The organism is Bacillus sp. FSL R5-0585 (assembly GCF_038004545.1).
GTDB lineage: Bacteria > Bacillota > Bacilli > Bacillales > Bacillaceae_G > Bacillus_A > Bacillus_A cereus.
Window position 1 is genome coordinate 2084927 of the sequence record NZ_JBBORJ010000001.1, and the last position, 16099, is coordinate 2101025.

Consider the following 16099-nt stretch of genomic DNA (forward strand, 5'->3'; position numbering starts at 1 on the left):
TATGTAGTCTATTTGTTACAGCACCTGTGCTGTTTGTGAAGATAGTAAACTGTACCAACCTGCAACAGTTGGACGTTCTGCTAAATGTGCAAAAGTGATTTCTTTCCCTTCACGACGCCACTTCTCTACTAAACTCATAATTCTGACCGAATCAAGCCCTCTATTTAATAAGTCCTCATCAATATCAATACTCTCTACTGGCTCACGAAGTAGTTGTGCAACTAGTTCATGCACTTCCTGTATAGTGATTCCTTCACTCTCATCATCTTTTACACTTTGTAAATCGTTTAGCAGTAGGTTTGTTGATGTCGTTACTGCACATCTATTAGATGCATACTCCAATGCTTGTTTATGATGCTCTAGTGAAAAATCAGCAACTGCATCTGCTACAAAGAACGGCTCTATACCATCCATAAATGCTTCACAAGCTGTTAAAAGACAGCCAATATGCGCATAAATACCGCAAATAATGAGTTGATCTTTTCCTTGTTCATTTAAAATTTCTAATAGATTTGTCTTTTTAAATGCACTATATCTCCATTTTGTGAGGAATATATCATCCTCATCAGGAGTAAGTTCATCAACAATTTTCTTTTTATCTGGTCCAGCAGGTATACCGTCACCCCAAAAGTCTTGTAATAAACCTCGTTGTTCTAACGTTTGCCCACCAGGTTGTGCTGTATAAATAACTGGTATACAAAGTTCCTTACATTTTTCTCTTATCACTTTAATATTTGAAATAAGTTCTACTTTTGGTGATTCTTTATCGCTATATGCATCAAGAAAATATTCTTGCATGTCATGAATTAAAAGCACTGCACGTTTCGGATCTGGTGTCCAATTCACTTTATTTTTTGGTAGTTCTGATTCAATTGGCATTTTATATACTGAAATAGATGGGATAGCCATCTAATCACTTCCTTCCGGTTTTTATTATTGTTTTACTGTAATAAGTTTTTCAGCAATGACTTTACGTAGTTCCTTTTTGCTGACTTTTCCGACTCCTGTTTGCGGGAATGATTCAATAAATTCAATTCGATCTGGAATTTTATAAGCCGCTATACCACGTTCTCTTAAAAACATTTTTAATTCACTTACTGCTGGAACTTGTCCGCGAGCTATAACAAAAGCACAGGTGCGTTCACCTAAATAATCGTCAGGCATAGATACAATTGCTACGTCATGGACCGCATCGTGTGCTAATAGATGATTTTCAACTTCTTCCGCAGCAACTTTCTCACCACCACGGTTAATTTGATCTTTATCTCTTCCTTCTACAATGATGTATCCTTGTTCATTTACTTTTACAAGATCACCTGTGCGATAAAATCCATCCTTTGTAAATGATCGCGCATTATGCTCTTCGGCTTTATAGTAACCACGAATTGTATATGGACCTCGTGTTAATAAACTACCTACTTCGCCAGGTTGTACATCGTTGTCATTTTCATCAACAACTCGTACTTCATCAAGTGCAGACATTGGTCTACCTTGTGTATGAATAATAATTTCTTCCGGATCGTCTAATCTTGTATAGTTCACTAATCCTTCCGCCATACCGAATACTTGCTGTAACGTACATCCAAATGTAGGGCGTATACGTCTTGCAACCTCAGCGCTAAACTTAGCACCACCTACTTGAATAACCTCTAAGCTCGATAAATCGGCATTACGGGAAGATGCAGCATCAAGCCAAATCATTGCTAATGGCGGAACGAGCGCTGTAATTGTAACTTTTTCTTTTTCAATAAGAGCAAATGCCTCATCTGGACTACCACCAGTTGCCAACACCACTTTTCCACCCGCATAGAAAGTTCCAAATGTCCCTGGAGAACTCATTGGGTAATTGTGTGCTACTGGAAGAACTGCCATATAGACGCTTTCTGCATTCAAATTACAAATTTTAGCGCTAACACGTAAACTATAAATATAGTCATCATGTGTTCTAGGAATTAATTTAGAAAGACCTGTTGTGCCTCCTGATAATTGGAGAAACGCAACATCACTTGGCTGAACTTCTGGTAATGAGACGGGATCCATATACAGATCATTTATGTTCACAAACTCTTCTTCTTCTCCCACTACAATTACATGTTGTAAATTTGGCACTTTCTCTTTCACTTCTCTTGCTAGTTTTCGATAATCAAAACCGAGAGCCTTATCTGAAATAACGTAAGCGCTCGCCTCGCCAAAATCACAAAAATAACTAATTTCACTGCTTCGATGTGACGGCAGCGCAAAGACAGGAAGCGCTCCAATTCGAAATAGTGCAAAACATATTTCGAAAAACTCGATAATGTTAGGTAACTGGATTACAACTCTGTCCTCTTTCTTTATCCCTAAATTCAGTAAACCTGCTGCTAAACGATCTACCTTTTTATTAAGTTCACTATATGTTATATGCTTCTTACCACTTACAACCGCGATTTGATCTCCATATTTCTCAGCCCGCTCTCTTAACACTCCTCCAAATGTTTCACCAAGCCAACATCCTTCTTCTCGGTAACGATCGGCAAATTCTTTTGGCCATTCTGTATAACCTACTAGCATTCTTTCTTCCCCCTATTTTTCATTAAGTGAACTATCTCTTAACCCTAAAGCTTTTAGCATTGTTTGGAACTTAGCTGATGTTTCTGCTAACTCATCTTCTGGTTTTGACTCAGCAACAACTCCAGCTCCTGCATATAAACGAAGTGTATTTTCTTGTACTTCAGCACAACGAATTGTAACAATCCATTCTCCATCTCCATTTAAATCGCTCCATCCTAGCATTCCTGTAAAGAACTCGCGGTCAAATGGCTCAATATGCTGTATAGCCTCTCTTGCTTTTTCCATCGGAGTTCCGCAAACTGCTGGAGTAGGATGAAGGGCAATTGCTAATTGTAAAGAAGAAGTATTTGGATCCTTCAGTTCACCTTTCACTTCTGTAGACAAATGCCACATCGCTTCACTATGAATAACTGATGGCTTTTCTGGAACATGTAATGTATGACAATACGGACGAAGTCCAGCGGCAACCGCTTCCACTACTACCGCATGTTCATGTAAATCTTTTGGAGAAGAAAGTAATTCCTCTGCTCTTCTTTTATCTTCTACTGGGTCCTCACTACGTGGCCTTGAACCAGCTAACGGATTAGAAATAACTTGCATACCATTACGTGAAACAAGTAATTCAGGGCTTGCTCCAATTAGCGTCTTACTGTTCTCTTTTTCATCTTTCGGTAAATTCACAGCAAATGTATAACCATGCTTATTATGCTCTGCTAATTCTCGCAGAAGTTTTTGCTTATCAATCTTTTCGGAAGATTTAACATCTAACGATCTGGATAGAACGATTTTATTTAAATCACCGTCCTGTATTTTTTCAATTCCTTGCTTCACACCATTCATATAAACTTCAGGGTCTGGCATTGGCGTCATTTCAAATGTTGCGTTCTCATTTGTTTCAAGCTGATTTGTTGTATCCAATTGTAAACGCTGAGAAATTCTACTATATTCTGGTACGATAAGTTGGACTTCTTTTCTACGATCAAATGGCAAAGCACCCACAACGATAGGATTTGGATTTCCAGCTTGTTTCGCATTACTTAATGTCGCTTGTACAAGCTCTGAGAAACTTTCAATTTCACGATGCTTTACTGTAGTAAACTCTCCTTCTGCTAATATAGTTCGAGTTGGTGAAGCGAAAAAGAATGAAGATTCAGTCTTATAATCTTCTAAAAGTTTTTCTGACAATTCCTTTACAGCTATATGTTCATTCATAATATAATAACCTCCTGAATTTTTATTAAACTCCTAACGTAGCACCGCCATCGACACATAAATTGTGCATTGTAATATGACTTGCTCTATCTGAGGCTAAAAATAACACTGCTTCAGCAACTTCTGAAGGTTGTGCAATTTTTTGTAATGGAATTCCGAGTCTATATGTATTTTGAGAACCAGCAATTATATTTTTAGCTCCATTCTCATCAGCCCATAGTAATCTTTGCATCTCAGTTTCAGTAGAACCTGGAGAAACTAAGTTGCAGCGTATATTGTATGCCGCAAGCTCTAGTCCTAAACATTTCATAAACATCGTCGTTGCGGCCTTTGACGCAGCATACGCAGCCATCTCCATTCTTGGCGTATTTGCCGCATTTGAACCGACTGTAACAATTGCCCCCGATTTTCTTAACATCATATTTTTACTTACCGCTCGGGACATATTAAAAACCCCTGTAGTATTTACAGAGAATGTTTTATTCCAATCTTCATCACTTAACGAATGAATTGGTCCCATACGTAAAACCCCTGCAACATTTATTAAAATATCTATTGGCGCTATTTCATTTGCAATATGATTTACCATGTCTTCAACAGCGGCGCTATCACTCACATCTAAACGAAACGTTTTCATACGTGTATTGTTTAATTCATTTTGATTTAAGAGTACATTTAACCCCTCTTCATTTTGATCAACCGCAATAACTGTGGCTCCTCTTTCTAAAAACATTTTGGCAACGACACTGCCTATGCCTTGTGCTGCACCTGTTACTAAAACTGTTTTCCCATCAAATTCCCCTAAGTTCATTTTCTCTATCCTTTCACATAAACATTAATTTCATTAAGTAACAACGATGATATTGATTTTCATTATCAGTTGTGTTGTAAAAAATAATACACTTACTAAACTAATTGGTCAAGTGCGCATTACTTTAAAATCCATTTTATTGATAATGTTTTTCATTTACCATCTTACACCGAAATGATAATGTTTCTCAATAAACTTGTCAATCTTTTTTTATTTTTCAGATAAACCATTTTAATGCTTCTTAATAAAATCATATGTAAACGCATTAAAAGTACTTATATTATAAATAAAATTCAAAGTCCTCTTTTTAAAATTGAAAAAACTAAACTAGAGATACGTTCATTTACAATGCTTTATGAAAAATTCAAGTATATATTTTCTCAATATTTTTCTGAAAATATATCTTACAAATACTAATGAATGTCTTCTTTATCATTTAAGATTTAATATATATTTCGAATACGATGTATCAATTTATTATATTCCAAATGGGTATTCCACTCACTTTTACATCTATAAAAATCCCAAAAGTAATTTAACCTTGTTAAAATAACTCATAAAAAAGCATCCTAATTAATAGAATAGGATGCTTTTTCGTAATCATAGTGTTATAGAAGATTTGTATACTTATGCTACGCTGCGATACTCTTCTTCTTTTTCTTTTTTCTGCTTAGGTGCTTGAATTAAAATTGCGATAATGAATGACACGACACATAATACACCTATTACCATGAACGTTGGTTTGAATCCCCCTAGAAGTGCACCGATAAAGGAACCTGCAAGCGCCCCAAATCCAAATCCTTGATACACAATTCCGTAGTTCTTACTATGGTTTTTCATACCGAAGAAATCACCAACAATAGCTGGGAAAATAGTGATATTTCCACCAAAGCAAAACGCTACACTTGCTACACATACGAAGTAAATACCATAATTTAAATCTACAAAACTTAGAACTAAGACTGAACTCGCCATAACAACAAAAGTACCAGTAACGATTTTTAAACGCCCAATTTTATCCGATAATGGTCCTAAAATGATACGACCTAATGTATTGAAGATTGCAACCATAGCCACCGCATTAGCTGCTGTTGCTGCGCTAAGTCCTACAAGTTGAACACCAATGTCTTTTACCATACCAATTAAGTATAAGCCACTCATACATGATGTAAATAACATGATAAATAATAAGTATACTTGTTTTGTGCCTAACATTTCTTTCGTTGTGTATTCCTTAGTTTTTGTTTCATGAACTGCTCCTTGATCTGCAGCTTGATGGATTAAACAAGCACCAATTACAATCATAACTGTAACAATTAAACCCCAGTATATAAATGCTTGCGATACACCAACTGATTCAATCAACTGTGCGTTAACGTATTTAAAGATTAAGCTACCTGAACCATATGCAGAGACAGAAATACCAGCAATTAAACCTTTACGCTCTGGAAACCACTTTATTAAATTTGATAGTGAAGTGATATATGCTGTACCATCTGCATAACCTACAACAACTCCCGCTAGTACATAAAGTAATATTAATGAGGACGCTTGTGAGCTAAGTATTAATCCTAGTCCTAATGCTAATCCAGCTATCATAATAAGTTTACGAAGTCCCCATTTTTCTTGCAATTTACTCGCAAATAAAGTTGAAAATGCTAAAGAAAGACTAGTAATTGAGAAAGTTATCGCAACAGCGTTAAGACTCCAACCGTATTTACTAACTAAAGGCTGATTGAATAAACTCCATGTATATATCGTCCCAAGCCCCATTTGTACTATAACTGTGCCAAAGACAACAAACCATGGATTAACAGTTGATTTTTTCATACCTTTCCGCCTCCTCTTTCTATTTCAATGCTATTCGCTAAATTTACTTTTTTTATGTTCATTTTGGTCACCTCTTTTGATTTGACACCTTCATTGTATAAGATGTTTTCGTTTATGTAAGCACTTACAAGGCGGAGCGTCAAAAACGTAGAATCAGTTACAAAAAACGAAGGATGAAATACAAAAACTACTTATTAAATACGTAACAGTTATTTAATAAGTAGTTTTTGTATAAGATCGATTTACATTTATTTTTGAACTCTTTTTTAAAAAGTGACCCAATAAAACCGTCTCTTTACTATTTATTAAAGAGACGGTTTTATTGGGTCAATTCATAAGCCTGACTTTCTTTATACGTTTATAATTGTTTCTTCAAATGTAACAATTGGCTCTACAAATTCCATCATAATGAAAGCATTTTTAATACGTCTTGTTAAAACTTCTTTTAATTCTGCACACATTTGTTCTGTAAGTGATTTTACAAATACAAAGTTGTGATAATAAATCACACTCTTCTCTTTACTTAATGGGTTTAAAAACATCCCCTCTTTTGTAACGAGAGCATTAGAATGTCCCGATAAAGTTGAAAGAAACGTCTCTAAAATTTTTATTTCTCTTTTTGAAAACGATTCTTCACAAACTACTTTAATATTCATTTCTGTTATCATTTATATATTCCCCCAACCATTTTTTCACAAGGGGATACTATAATACTATTAAATTTTCACAAGACTCCCCTTGTCGTTCATAAAATTCACCAGAAAACTAAGTTGACTAACTTGTTTTTTCCCTTTAGACATATAAATCTTTCCTTTCGTATATATTACTTCTACATTTGTAATTGATTACCTTTTTATATTAAAGTTTTCCTATGTTTTTAATTGGAATTTTACCAATTAGAGATCTTATTAATAAACGTATATTTTTCTTATACTCCTGAAAAAAACTTTACTTATCTACTTTACGTTTTGTGCTACATAGTGTCTGTCTTTTGAATAATTTGTTTCTCTACAGTATTTAGTTTCGCTAATGCTGAAAACAATTTACTTTGCTTATAATACAGTGAAACTTTAATCAGCCCTCGCCTAACTTCTTTGCTTCCACTGAATTTTGAGGCGGGGGTCTTACTGCCCAGCAAATAGCGGGATAAACTTAAATAAAATATAACTTTTAACACAGGAGTACTTTATACTCTTCAATTAGAGAACAAATTTTTTTCCAATAAATAAAACTAAATATTCACTAATATATCTATCCGTGGTTTAATATATATAATAAAAAAATATTTCTGTCTTTAATGAGGAGGTACTATGAAAGCAAACGTAGGGGATACTATACTTTTTCAACGAAATAATTTAAAGATTACAGGATCTGTATTAAAACTTTATACTGAATCGGTCTTAGTTGAAATTACAAATGTAAGCGGTGGTACTTTTGAATTTGATCGAACAATTGTAAATCATAAAAACTATAAAGTTTTAAATACAAATACATAAAACAACACAAAATAGCCCCTGCTCAACAGCAGGGGCTATTTTATATAAAAATATTTCACTAGTTTATATACCCTAAAACATTAACAATCTTACTCGCTTTTAAATTGTTAATATGATAATAAATTTCTAAACCTCTTCTCTCTGCTCGTAACACTTTACCCTTCATTTTTGATAGATGTTGTGAAACAGTAGATTGCGGAATATTCAGTAACTCTGTTAATTGTGTTACATTACAAGTTTTTCTCGTACTTAATTCATTTACAATTTGCAGTCGGATTGGATGCGCCATAATTTTTAAAATATCTACATCTTCTTCTGAAACTAAAGTTTTTCTCATTTCACTCGTATATGTTGTCATAAGACATTCCCCTTTTATATGAATTCCATATTCATAAGATCTATTTCCAAATTTTTTAAAACCCTTGATTAAAACTTTCATATAGAAATAAAAGGATTTTAAATTTTTGAAAACAGAACTTACATTTACTTTATTTATTTATTTGGTACATATACATAATACAATGTTAATATGTGCTCTATGTGAAGTTCACATAAATTTGTGATGAAGATTTACTTAGCCACTCGCATCCTACTCATCTAATTACCCACTGCATAAAATCATCAGTTATTTTAACACATTTTAGGCGTTTGTATATACTATTTATAAAACAACTTTTATAAAGGGAGGATTCATATGCCTACAGCGTTACAAGAAGAAGTCGAAGAAGCACGGGAAACATATGTCAGTCGTATCATCTTAGTTGGAGGATCGACTTTATTTTTAGTAGGCGGGGTTATCTCAGCAATTTCAGCTTTTAAAGCTTATAATCGTTTGGAGAATACGCCGCCTTCTACAGATAATTCATAGATATTTTATAAAATAAAACGTCGCCTCCAATATGAAGAGACGACGTTTTATTATTCATACATATGACACTAAAAGTATCGGTAGATTCCCTACTCCATTTTTTAAGCTTACTTCACCACAAACCGCGTCTGACTACACCCATCCTTCTGCTTCGTTACTTCTAATACAGCTGGCATTGCGTTTTTCAGCTCTTGTACGTGTGAAATGACACCGATAAATCGGCCTGATTTTTGTAAGTCAATTAAGGCGTCTACAGCTTTCGTTAATGATTCTTCATCTAATGAACCGAACCCTTCATCGATGAACATCGTTTCGATGGAAATACCACCTTCATATGCTTGAATGACATCTGCCATTCCTAGCGCTAGGCAAAGTGATGCATTAAATTTCTCTCCGCCGGATAGTGTTTTTACATCGCGTGTTTGGCCAGTATATGCATCGTACACATCTAAGCCTAATCCACTTTGACGATTTCTCTTTTCAACTCGTTCACTTCGTTTTAAATAAAATTGTCCGTTTGATAATTTACGTAATCGTTCGTTTGCAATTTGAACAATTTGTTCTAAATACTCAATTAAGATGTAACGTTCAAATGATATACGGCTCTCGTTATCACCTTTCATTACTTCATATAAGTCAACAAGTTCTTGGAAAGCTTTTTCTTCCTCATGAATTTGCTCATCAATACGTCTAATGTTTTCATGTAAATCCGAAATATATGTTACCGCATTTTGCGCACGTTGACGTTTTTCTTTAATGATATCGAGATTAATTTCTAGTTCTTTTATGTGTTCACCTAAAGATGTAATATCCATATACTCTTTATCTTTTAATTCTGAGTTTAACTCTTCGATTTGTTTTGCAAGCACTTCAAGCGATGAATAATAACCTTGAATTTCTTTTTGTAACATCTCCATCTCGGCATCGCTTAATTTGGCTTCTTTATACGTGAATTCATCTGTAAACCCACTTTGTTCTAGCTCTTTCATAAAGCGTGCGAAAGTCTCTTCTTTCTTTAATTTTGCACTTTCAAATTGATTAGAAGCACCTTTTTGTTCTGCTTGAATACGTATATTTTCATTTTGCCAATGCTGATACGCTTCCTGGACTTTCTTCCATTCGTCTTCTATTAACCTAAGTTCCTGCATAGCTTGGTCAAACTGTGCTTTCCAAGCTTGTACTGTTTGTAAGTTTTCTGGAATATTTCGTTTATCATGTTCATATGACGTACGAAATTGCATACACTCCATTTCTGTACGGTGCTGCATTGTTTCCACTTCTCGTTTTTGTTTCTGAAGTTCTTCTATTTTTTCTTCTACGCTTTTCATGTTCGCAGCAATCTGCTTACGTGTTTCTTCACTTGCTTTTAACGTATTCACGTCTGCAGCTAATTGTTTTCCTTTTTGAACAAGTGCACTATATGTTTCAGCTAATTTTTCCGAATTGTAGCCGCGCTTCACAACTTCTTCTATCACTTGTTCATATTGTAGTCGATAGAAATTCCATTTCTCCTCTACTTGCACATGTAATTTTTCAGCAATGTTCTTCTTATCTCTTAAATTGTTTAACTCTTTTTCATCGATCGCATTACTTTGCTCTGTAGCTTTTTGCGGATGATTCGTACTACCACATACCGGACAAGATTCACCGTCATGTAAATGAAGAGCTAATATACCAGCTTGTTCACTTAACCAGCGGCGCTCCATGTTTTCATATGCACGAACTGCCACTTGCATTTTATTAGTTGCCGCTTCTTTTTCTTGCTCGAATTTTTGTTTTTCTTGCCAAACATCATATGCTTGCTTTAAAACTTTTGCATCTTCTCGCATATTCGTTAGTTCTTCTACTTTAGCTACATATTGCTCAAGTGCTTGTTCTAATTGCTGCAATTCATCAGACATTCTCTGTTTTTGGTTTGTATGCTCTTCTAGTTGTTGATCTAACTTTTGCATACTTTCTTTTAATTTCCCTATTTGAATTTCGGCATTTTGTAAATTCAGCTTTCTCTCAGCTAATGATTCAATGATTGCTTGTAACTCTTCTAATCTTTGAACAAGTTTTTTAGCCTCTTCTCGTTCAGCTTCTTTATTCTTTACTACTTCATACTTCTCCTTAGCAAGTTCAAAGCTGTTCATTATCTGTTCTTGTTTGACAATTATCTGTTTTAACAAACTTTCAACTTTCTGCTCATTTTCCATCGCTTCTTCATACCATTGTTCAAATGGTAATAAGCGCTTTGCTTGTTCCGCACGTTTAAAGGATTTTTCTTTCCTTTCAATTGCTGCACGGTTCTCTTGTAAAGTGTTATATTTCTCATTCTTTTGTTGTAAATCTATAAATTTCTCATTTATAGATTTTGCTGCATGAAAACGTGTTTCTGCATCCTTTAATTGCTTCGTTTGAACATCTTGTTCTACTTGTAATTGCTCAACCTCTGCTTTATACACGGTTGTTTCTTGTTCTAACGCTTCTACTACTTGATGCGTATTTACATGTTCTTGTGCCACTAATGTCTCTAATAATGCTCCATCACGGATTGGTAATTTAAAAACATTACGGAAATAGAGCTCTCTCTCTTTTTGTTTTTCTTGCAAGACATCTTTCCATTGTTTTCTCTTTTGATCAAGTAACTCACGCATTAATTTATAACGATCCGTTTTAAAAATACGACGTAAAATCTCTTCTTTGTTTTCCGTCTCAGATGTTAATAGTTTTCGGAATTCCCCTTGGGGTAACATAACAATTTGGCTAAATTGATGTTTACTTAACCCAATTAAATCTTCCACTTTTTTGTTTACGTCTGTTACATGAAAACGATCGACGGCTGGAACGTTTTCTCCATCAATAACTTCATATAATTCTACTGCATGTCCTGTAATGGTCTTATTCCCTTGTTTTTTATGTCCAAGTTGTCGTTTTATTTCATAGCGTTTCCCTTTTAACTGAAAGGTTAATTCAACACTTGTATAAACATTATCATCAGCAAATTGACTTCGAAGCATGCTCGTATCACTACGTTCTTCTCCACTAGCCTCACCATATAACACATAACAAATCGCATCAAAAATCGTTGTTTTTCCAGCTCCCGTATTCCCAGAAATAGCGAAAATACGATGTTCTCCAAGATCTTCAAAATCGATTACTTCTTTCTGTTTATATGGCCCGAATGCTGTCATAATAAGCTGAATCGGTCTCATCCTCGTTCACCTTCCCGTTCTTGCACTGTTTGTAATACATCTATAAATAGGCGTTCTTTCTCTTCTGATAAATCTAACCCTTTCATTTCTTTATAGAAAGCCTTTAAAAGAGATAAATCATCCGTTTTATGTCTTGAAACCGTTACTTCATTTGTATCTGTGAGTTCTCGCCTTTGCATCGCTCTTTCAACGTGCATTGCATTTGGATATACAGATCGTATTTTCTCCATTGGCTGTAAGACAGGGTTTTCGTCTAATAATTTTACAAATACGTAATCTTCACTTACTGGGTGCTGTAATAATTCATCTATTTTCGCTTCTACTGTTCGCATTTTACGACGTGGTGAAAGTAACCTTTTTTCAATTGCTACTTCACCAGTTTCATTCAGTTCTACAATGTAATAACCTTTTTTATGTTTCTCTTCAGAAATTGAATAGGCAAGTGGTGAACCTGAATATCTAATGGTCTCATTACGTACGAAATGCGCTTGATGTAAATGTCCAAGCGCTGTGTAATGAAACTTATCAAAATAATGACTATTTACATATTCAGCACCACCAATTGAAAGTGGTCGTTCTGCATCACTTGTATTCTCCTCCGCTTCTCCTGAAGAAGTTACAAATGCATGTCCAACAAATACATGTCTAGCTTCTTTATCCATCGTTTCAGAGAGCTCATTCATAAAAATGCGCATCGCATCATCATGAGAACGTACGTCTTCATTTTTCAACACGTGTCTAACTATGCTTGGGTCTGCATACGGTATTAGATGGAAGTGAACCTCTCCATATTCATCATTTAGTACAACAGGTTCGTACGGGAATTGAAATTGACCTGCAATATGTAATCCTTGTTTTTTCATTAAACTACTTCCAAAATGGATACGATCCGGACTATCATGATTACCAGCTACTGCAATAACTGGTGTTTGTAAATCAATAACTATTTTTTGCAGCACATCATTTAATAAGTCTACTGCTTCTGTAGGTGGAATTGCTCGGTCATATAAATCCCCTGCAATAATTACAGCATCTGGTTTTTCTTCTTCAACAGCCTGTACAAACTGATCTAATACAATCTTTTGGTCTTCAGTCATATACACGCCATGAACAAGCTTTCCTAAATGCCAATCCGCTGTATGAAATAACTTCATATTTTTCTACTCCTTTTAATTTACTGATTTTAGTGAAACGAGTTGATAGTTTATTGTAGTTTTTCCGTTCTCCCACTCTAGCTTCAATATCGTTGCACTTCCAATTCTTTCTTCATTTGATTTATATAAAGGCAATATTTCTTGAACTGTAAATAAGTGATAACCATCCAATATTAATTGAAATATATTTTCTTCAATATGTAATCTTACTTCTTTTTCATTTGAAATAATTTTTGTGTGCATCTCAAATTTCATGATAGATACAACCCCTTTTTATAATCTCTACATTTTAATAGTATAGTGGCTATGCAAGATTGACAAGTACATACACAGCAAAGTACACACTTTTCTATTGTTATATGCTTTATGTATTTTATATAAAATACGGTATGTGAAATTTTACATTTTCCCCAAAATAAAAATGCCTATTGTGACATCTTTATTTTTGTATAAAGTCTTTCATTACATAATATAAAACGGTAATTAAGACGATTGCGACGAAAAATGAGAACACTGCGACAATGTAGCCATCTTTATTTAATAAAATACAGAATGAAATAGATATTATAAAAATCGGAAATACGAGACGTACTTTATCCTTCACTTCTTCTGTCGTATCTGTATGATGAAAATACTGCGTTATTCCTATCATTAAAAAAGACAAAATAATAACCGACAATAGTAAAGGTCCTGGCATTCCGATTTCTCCTTTCTCTATTTCTAATTCAGTGTAAAATTTTTTATTACAATTGTACGATTTCTTTTTTCTTCAAACACACTTTTAGAATTGATAATGAACATTTCACACCTATATAATAGCGCTTTTATCATTATAACTTCAAATAATTACACTTACAGTAATGTTGTAATATTCCCCCTCAGTCTCTGAAATCCTGCAAAGATAACTCGTCAAAATATGCAGTGACCAAATTAATATTTACCGTCAACTTTTGACAAAATTTATAAAGGACATTTCAGTACATATCAAGAATTAAGAATAAGAAGATATGTAAGGGAGGATGCATTATGACTGAACAAGTTTTATTTTCTGTTAGTGAAAACGGCGTTGCGACAATTACTTTAAACCGTCCAAAAGCACTTAATTCTTTATCTTATGACATGTTACAACCTATCGGACAAAAACTTAAAGAGTGGGAACACGATGAGCGTATTGCACTTATCGTGTTAAAAGGAGCTGGCACAAAAGGTTTTTGTGCAGGCGGCGACATTAAAACTCTTTATGAAGCGCGTTCCAATGAAGTGGCATTGCAACATGCAGAACGTTTTTTTGAAGAAGAGTATGAAATTGATACATATATTTATCAATATACAAAACCGATTATTGCTTGTTTAGATGGAATTGTAATGGGCGGTGGTGTCGGTCTTACAAATGGTGCGAAGTATCGCATTGTAACTGAGCGTACGAAATGGGCAATGCCAGAGATGAATATCGGCTTCTTCCCAGACGTCGGAGCTGCATATTTCTTAAATAAAGCGCCTGGATATACAGGACGATTCGTTGCTTTAACAGCATCTATTTTAAAAGCTTCTGACGTATTATTTATTAATGCTGCTGATTACTTTATGACATCTGATTCATTACCAGAGTTTCTTACTGAACTTGAAAGTGTAAATTGGCATAAAGAAGATGATGTACATACTAATTTAAAAGAAGTTATTCGTACATTTGCAACTGCTCCAAACTTAGAAAGCGAGCTTGCTCCTTCATTAGAAGTAATCAATTCACATTTTGCTTTCGATACAATTGAAGAAATCATCCATTCATTGGAGAAAGATGAAAGTTCCTTTGCTCTAAAAACGAAAGAAACACTGTTATCAAAATCCCCTATTTCACTAAAAGTAACATTAAAACAGTTTATTGATGGAAAAGATAAATCCGTTGAAGAATGTTTCGCTACGGACCTTATACTTGCTAAAAATTTCATGAGACATGAAGATTTCTTCGAGGGAGTACGCTCCGTTGTCGTTGATAAAGATCAAAATCCGAATTATAAATATAAACAGTTAAGTGACGTTTCAGAAGAAGATGTGAATCGTTTCTTTAACTTACTTAATGCATAAAATGAAATTGTCATGAGGGGAGGTTTTGTTCATCCCCCACCTAACTTCTTTTCTTCAGCTAAATCTTGTGCGGTGAAAATCTTACTACCCGCAAATAGCGGTATAAAATCGAGGCTATATAGTAGTGTAATTAGAGCTACTATATAGCCTTTTTTATTTAATTATTTTTAATAAAATTTAATTTTATTAAATCCATTTTTGTGCTACACTGATTTTAATCAAATATTCTAAAAATAAAAAGGAGGGACGGCTATGATAGAAAATTATCTTCTTTTCATCATTATGTCTATTTGCCTCATCATTTTACCTGGTCCAGATACAGCAATGGCTACGAAAAATACATTGGTTGCTGGTAAAGTCGGTGGAGTGAAAACAGTGTTTGGTACATGTATTGCACTATTAATTCATACTTTAGCTGCTGTAATTGGTCTTTCTGCACTTATTGTAAAGTCAGCTCTTTTATTTTCTATTTTCAAGTACGTTGGGGCTCTCTATTTAATATATATCGGTATTAAAGCCCTTTTAGCAGTAAGAAACAAAGAAAACTTAGATACAAATGATCTATCTTTGAATAATGAAAACGAACATACTTCTTGCTTTCGCCAAGGATTTCTTACAAATTTATTAAATCCTAAAGTAGCAATCTTCTTTTTAACTTTTTTACCACAATTTTTAAATCCAAATCATAATACATTTATTCAACTTCTTGTAATGGGCCTTACTTACCTCGTTTTAACAGTCATTTGGTTTGCATTTTATATATTTTTAATTGATAAAATTAGTGCTTTTATGAAAAAACCGAAGACGCAACGTTATATTCAAGGGCTAACAGGAGTCGTCCTAATTGGATTTGGTATTAAACTAGCTTTTGAAAAAAATAATTAACAAGACGAAAACCA

The 16099-nt window shown here is 34.1% G+C and carries 15 protein-coding genes; 4 read left to right on the top strand and 11 right to left on the bottom strand.

The annotated features are described in order from the left end of the window. Nucleotides 1-15: 15 nt before the first annotated feature. The 6 genes from MKY38_RS10630 to MKY38_RS10655 all read right to left on the bottom strand — a co-directional run bounded on the left by MKY38_RS10630 (nt 16) and on the right by MKY38_RS10655 (nt 7071). On the bottom strand, nt 16-909 hold the full coding sequence (locus tag MKY38_RS10630) for an isochorismatase family protein (protein WP_070180107.1): 894 nt from the start codon (nt 907-909) through the stop codon (nt 16-18). 24 nt (nt 910-933) lie between these two features. Beyond that, entirely contained in the window at nt 934-2550 is a 1617-nt protein-coding gene (locus MKY38_RS10635) for a (2,3-dihydroxybenzoyl)adenylate synthase (RefSeq protein ID WP_065223650.1), read from the bottom strand. Between the two features lie 12 nt (nt 2551-2562). Continuing rightward, nucleotides 2563-3762, bottom strand: coding sequence for an isochorismate synthase DhbC (gene dhbC, locus MKY38_RS10640; protein ID WP_065223649.1), 1200 nt, complete (start codon nt 3760-3762; stop codon nt 2563-2565). A gap of 25 nt (nt 3763-3787) precedes the next feature. After that, entirely contained in the window at nt 3788-4573 is a 786-nt protein-coding gene (dhbA, locus tag MKY38_RS10645) for a 2,3-dihydro-2,3-dihydroxybenzoate dehydrogenase (RefSeq protein ID WP_001048430.1), read from the bottom strand. Between the two features lie 627 nt (nt 4574-5200). Then, nucleotides 5201-6403 (bottom strand): L-lactate MFS transporter, encoded by a 1203-nt coding sequence (locus tag MKY38_RS10650; protein WP_065223648.1) that lies wholly within the window; start codon nt 6401-6403, stop codon nt 5201-5203. A gap of 350 nt (nt 6404-6753) precedes the next feature. After that, nucleotides 6754-7071 carry a hypothetical protein gene (locus MKY38_RS10655; RefSeq protein WP_000627304.1) on the bottom strand — a complete coding sequence of 106 codons (318 nt, stop codon included), beginning with the start codon at nt 7069-7071 and terminating at the stop codon, nt 6754-6756. A gap of 642 nt (nt 7072-7713) precedes the next feature. Between MKY38_RS10655 and MKY38_RS10660 the strand changes: the two genes are divergently transcribed. After that, complete coding sequence (locus tag MKY38_RS10660; RefSeq protein ID WP_000646793.1) at nt 7714-7899, top strand: YkvS family protein; 186 nt, start codon at nt 7714-7716, stop codon at nt 7897-7899. A 58-nt stretch (nt 7900-7957) separates the two neighbouring features. On the opposite strand, the gene MKY38_RS10665 is transcribed toward MKY38_RS10660, so the two are convergent. Then, nucleotides 7958-8257 carry an ArsR/SmtB family transcription factor gene (locus tag MKY38_RS10665; RefSeq protein WP_000214801.1) on the bottom strand — a complete coding sequence of 100 codons (300 nt, stop codon included), beginning with the start codon at nt 8255-8257 and terminating at the stop codon, nt 7958-7960. 336 nt (nt 8258-8593) lie between these two features. Between MKY38_RS10665 and MKY38_RS10670 the strand changes: the two genes are divergently transcribed. Then, the gene (locus MKY38_RS10670) at nt 8594-8767 is read left to right on the top strand and encodes a hypothetical protein (RefSeq protein WP_001141668.1); all 174 of its coding nucleotides are present in this window, start codon (nt 8594-8596) and stop codon (nt 8765-8767) included. Between the two features lie 107 nt (nt 8768-8874). Here the strand turns inward: MKY38_RS10670 and MKY38_RS10675 are convergent, their stop codons facing one another. From MKY38_RS10675 to MKY38_RS10690, 4 genes are all read right to left on the bottom strand, one after another. Continuing rightward, nucleotides 8875-11964 (bottom strand): SMC family ATPase, encoded by a 3090-nt coding sequence (locus MKY38_RS10675; protein WP_341048950.1) that lies wholly within the window; start codon nt 11962-11964, stop codon nt 8875-8877. Beyond that, nucleotides 11961-13118, bottom strand: coding sequence for an exonuclease SbcCD subunit D (locus MKY38_RS10680; RefSeq protein WP_000765150.1), 1158 nt, complete (start codon nt 13116-13118; stop codon nt 11961-11963). Before MKY38_RS10680 ends, MKY38_RS10675 begins: the two co-directional genes overlap by 4 nt. A 15-nt stretch (nt 13119-13133) precedes the next feature. After that, the gene (locus MKY38_RS10685) at nt 13134-13373 is read right to left on the bottom strand and encodes a DUF2584 family protein (RefSeq protein WP_000667346.1); all 240 of its coding nucleotides are present in this window, start codon (nt 13371-13373) and stop codon (nt 13134-13136) included. Between the two features lie 184 nt (nt 13374-13557). Next, nucleotides 13558-13815 (bottom strand): hypothetical protein, encoded by a 258-nt coding sequence (locus tag MKY38_RS10690; protein ID WP_001119404.1) that lies wholly within the window; start codon nt 13813-13815, stop codon nt 13558-13560. Nucleotides 13816-14144: 329 nt separating this feature from the next. On the opposite strand from MKY38_RS10690, the gene MKY38_RS10695 reads away from it, so the two are divergent. Beyond that, nucleotides 14145-15200, top strand: coding sequence for an enoyl-CoA hydratase/isomerase family protein (locus MKY38_RS10695; protein WP_000139776.1), 1056 nt, complete (start codon nt 14145-14147; stop codon nt 15198-15200). 252 nt (nt 15201-15452) lie between these two features. Next, on the top strand, nt 15453-16085 hold the full coding sequence (locus MKY38_RS10700; RefSeq protein WP_114555646.1) for a LysE family translocator: 633 nt from the start codon (nt 15453-15455) through the stop codon (nt 16083-16085). The last annotated feature ends 14 nt before the right edge of the window (nt 16086-16099 follow it).

Bases quoted from the DNA above. Each gene is read 5' to 3' on its own strand.
- dhbA (WP_001048430.1), bottom strand. From the start codon at position 4,573: ATGAACTTAGGGGAATTTGATGGGAAAACAGTTTTAGTAACAGGTGCA.
- MKY38_RS10660 (WP_000646793.1), top strand. From the start codon at position 7,714: ATGAAAGCAAACGTAGGGGATACTATACTTTTTCAACGAAATAATTTA.
- MKY38_RS10675 (WP_341048950.1), bottom strand. From the start codon at position 11,964: ATGAGACCGATTCAGCTTATTATGACAGCATTCGGGCCATATAAACAG.
- MKY38_RS10680 (WP_000765150.1), bottom strand. From the start codon at position 13,118: ATGAAGTTATTTCATACAGCGGATTGGCATTTAGGAAAGCTTGTTCAT.
- dhbC (WP_065223649.1), bottom strand. From the start codon at position 3,762: ATGAATGAACATATAGCTGTAAAGGAATTGTCAGAAAAACTTTTAGAA.
- MKY38_RS10685 (WP_000667346.1), bottom strand. From the start codon at position 13,373: ATGAAATTTGAGATGCACACAAAAATTATTTCAAATGAAAAAGAAGTA.
- MKY38_RS10670 (WP_001141668.1), top strand. From the start codon at position 8,594: ATGCCTACAGCGTTACAAGAAGAAGTCGAAGAAGCACGGGAAACATAT.
- MKY38_RS10665 (WP_000214801.1), bottom strand. From the start codon at position 8,257: ATGACAACATATACGAGTGAAATGAGAAAAACTTTAGTTTCAGAAGAA.
- MKY38_RS10630 (WP_070180107.1), bottom strand. From the start codon at position 909: ATGGCTATCCCATCTATTTCAGTATATAAAATGCCAATTGAATCAGAA.
- MKY38_RS10700 (WP_114555646.1), top strand. From the start codon at position 15,453: ATGATAGAAAATTATCTTCTTTTCATCATTATGTCTATTTGCCTCATC.
- MKY38_RS10655 (WP_000627304.1), bottom strand. From the start codon at position 7,071: ATGATAACAGAAATGAATATTAAAGTAGTTTGTGAAGAATCGTTTTCA.
- MKY38_RS10635 (WP_065223650.1), bottom strand. From the start codon at position 2,550: ATGCTAGTAGGTTATACAGAATGGCCAAAAGAATTTGCCGATCGTTAC.
- MKY38_RS10650 (WP_065223648.1), bottom strand. From the start codon at position 6,403: ATGAAAAAATCAACTGTTAATCCATGGTTTGTTGTCTTTGGCACAGTT.
- MKY38_RS10690 (WP_001119404.1), bottom strand. From the start codon at position 13,815: ATGCCAGGACCTTTACTATTGTCGGTTATTATTTTGTCTTTTTTAATG.
- MKY38_RS10695 (WP_000139776.1), top strand. From the start codon at position 14,145: ATGACTGAACAAGTTTTATTTTCTGTTAGTGAAAACGGCGTTGCGACA.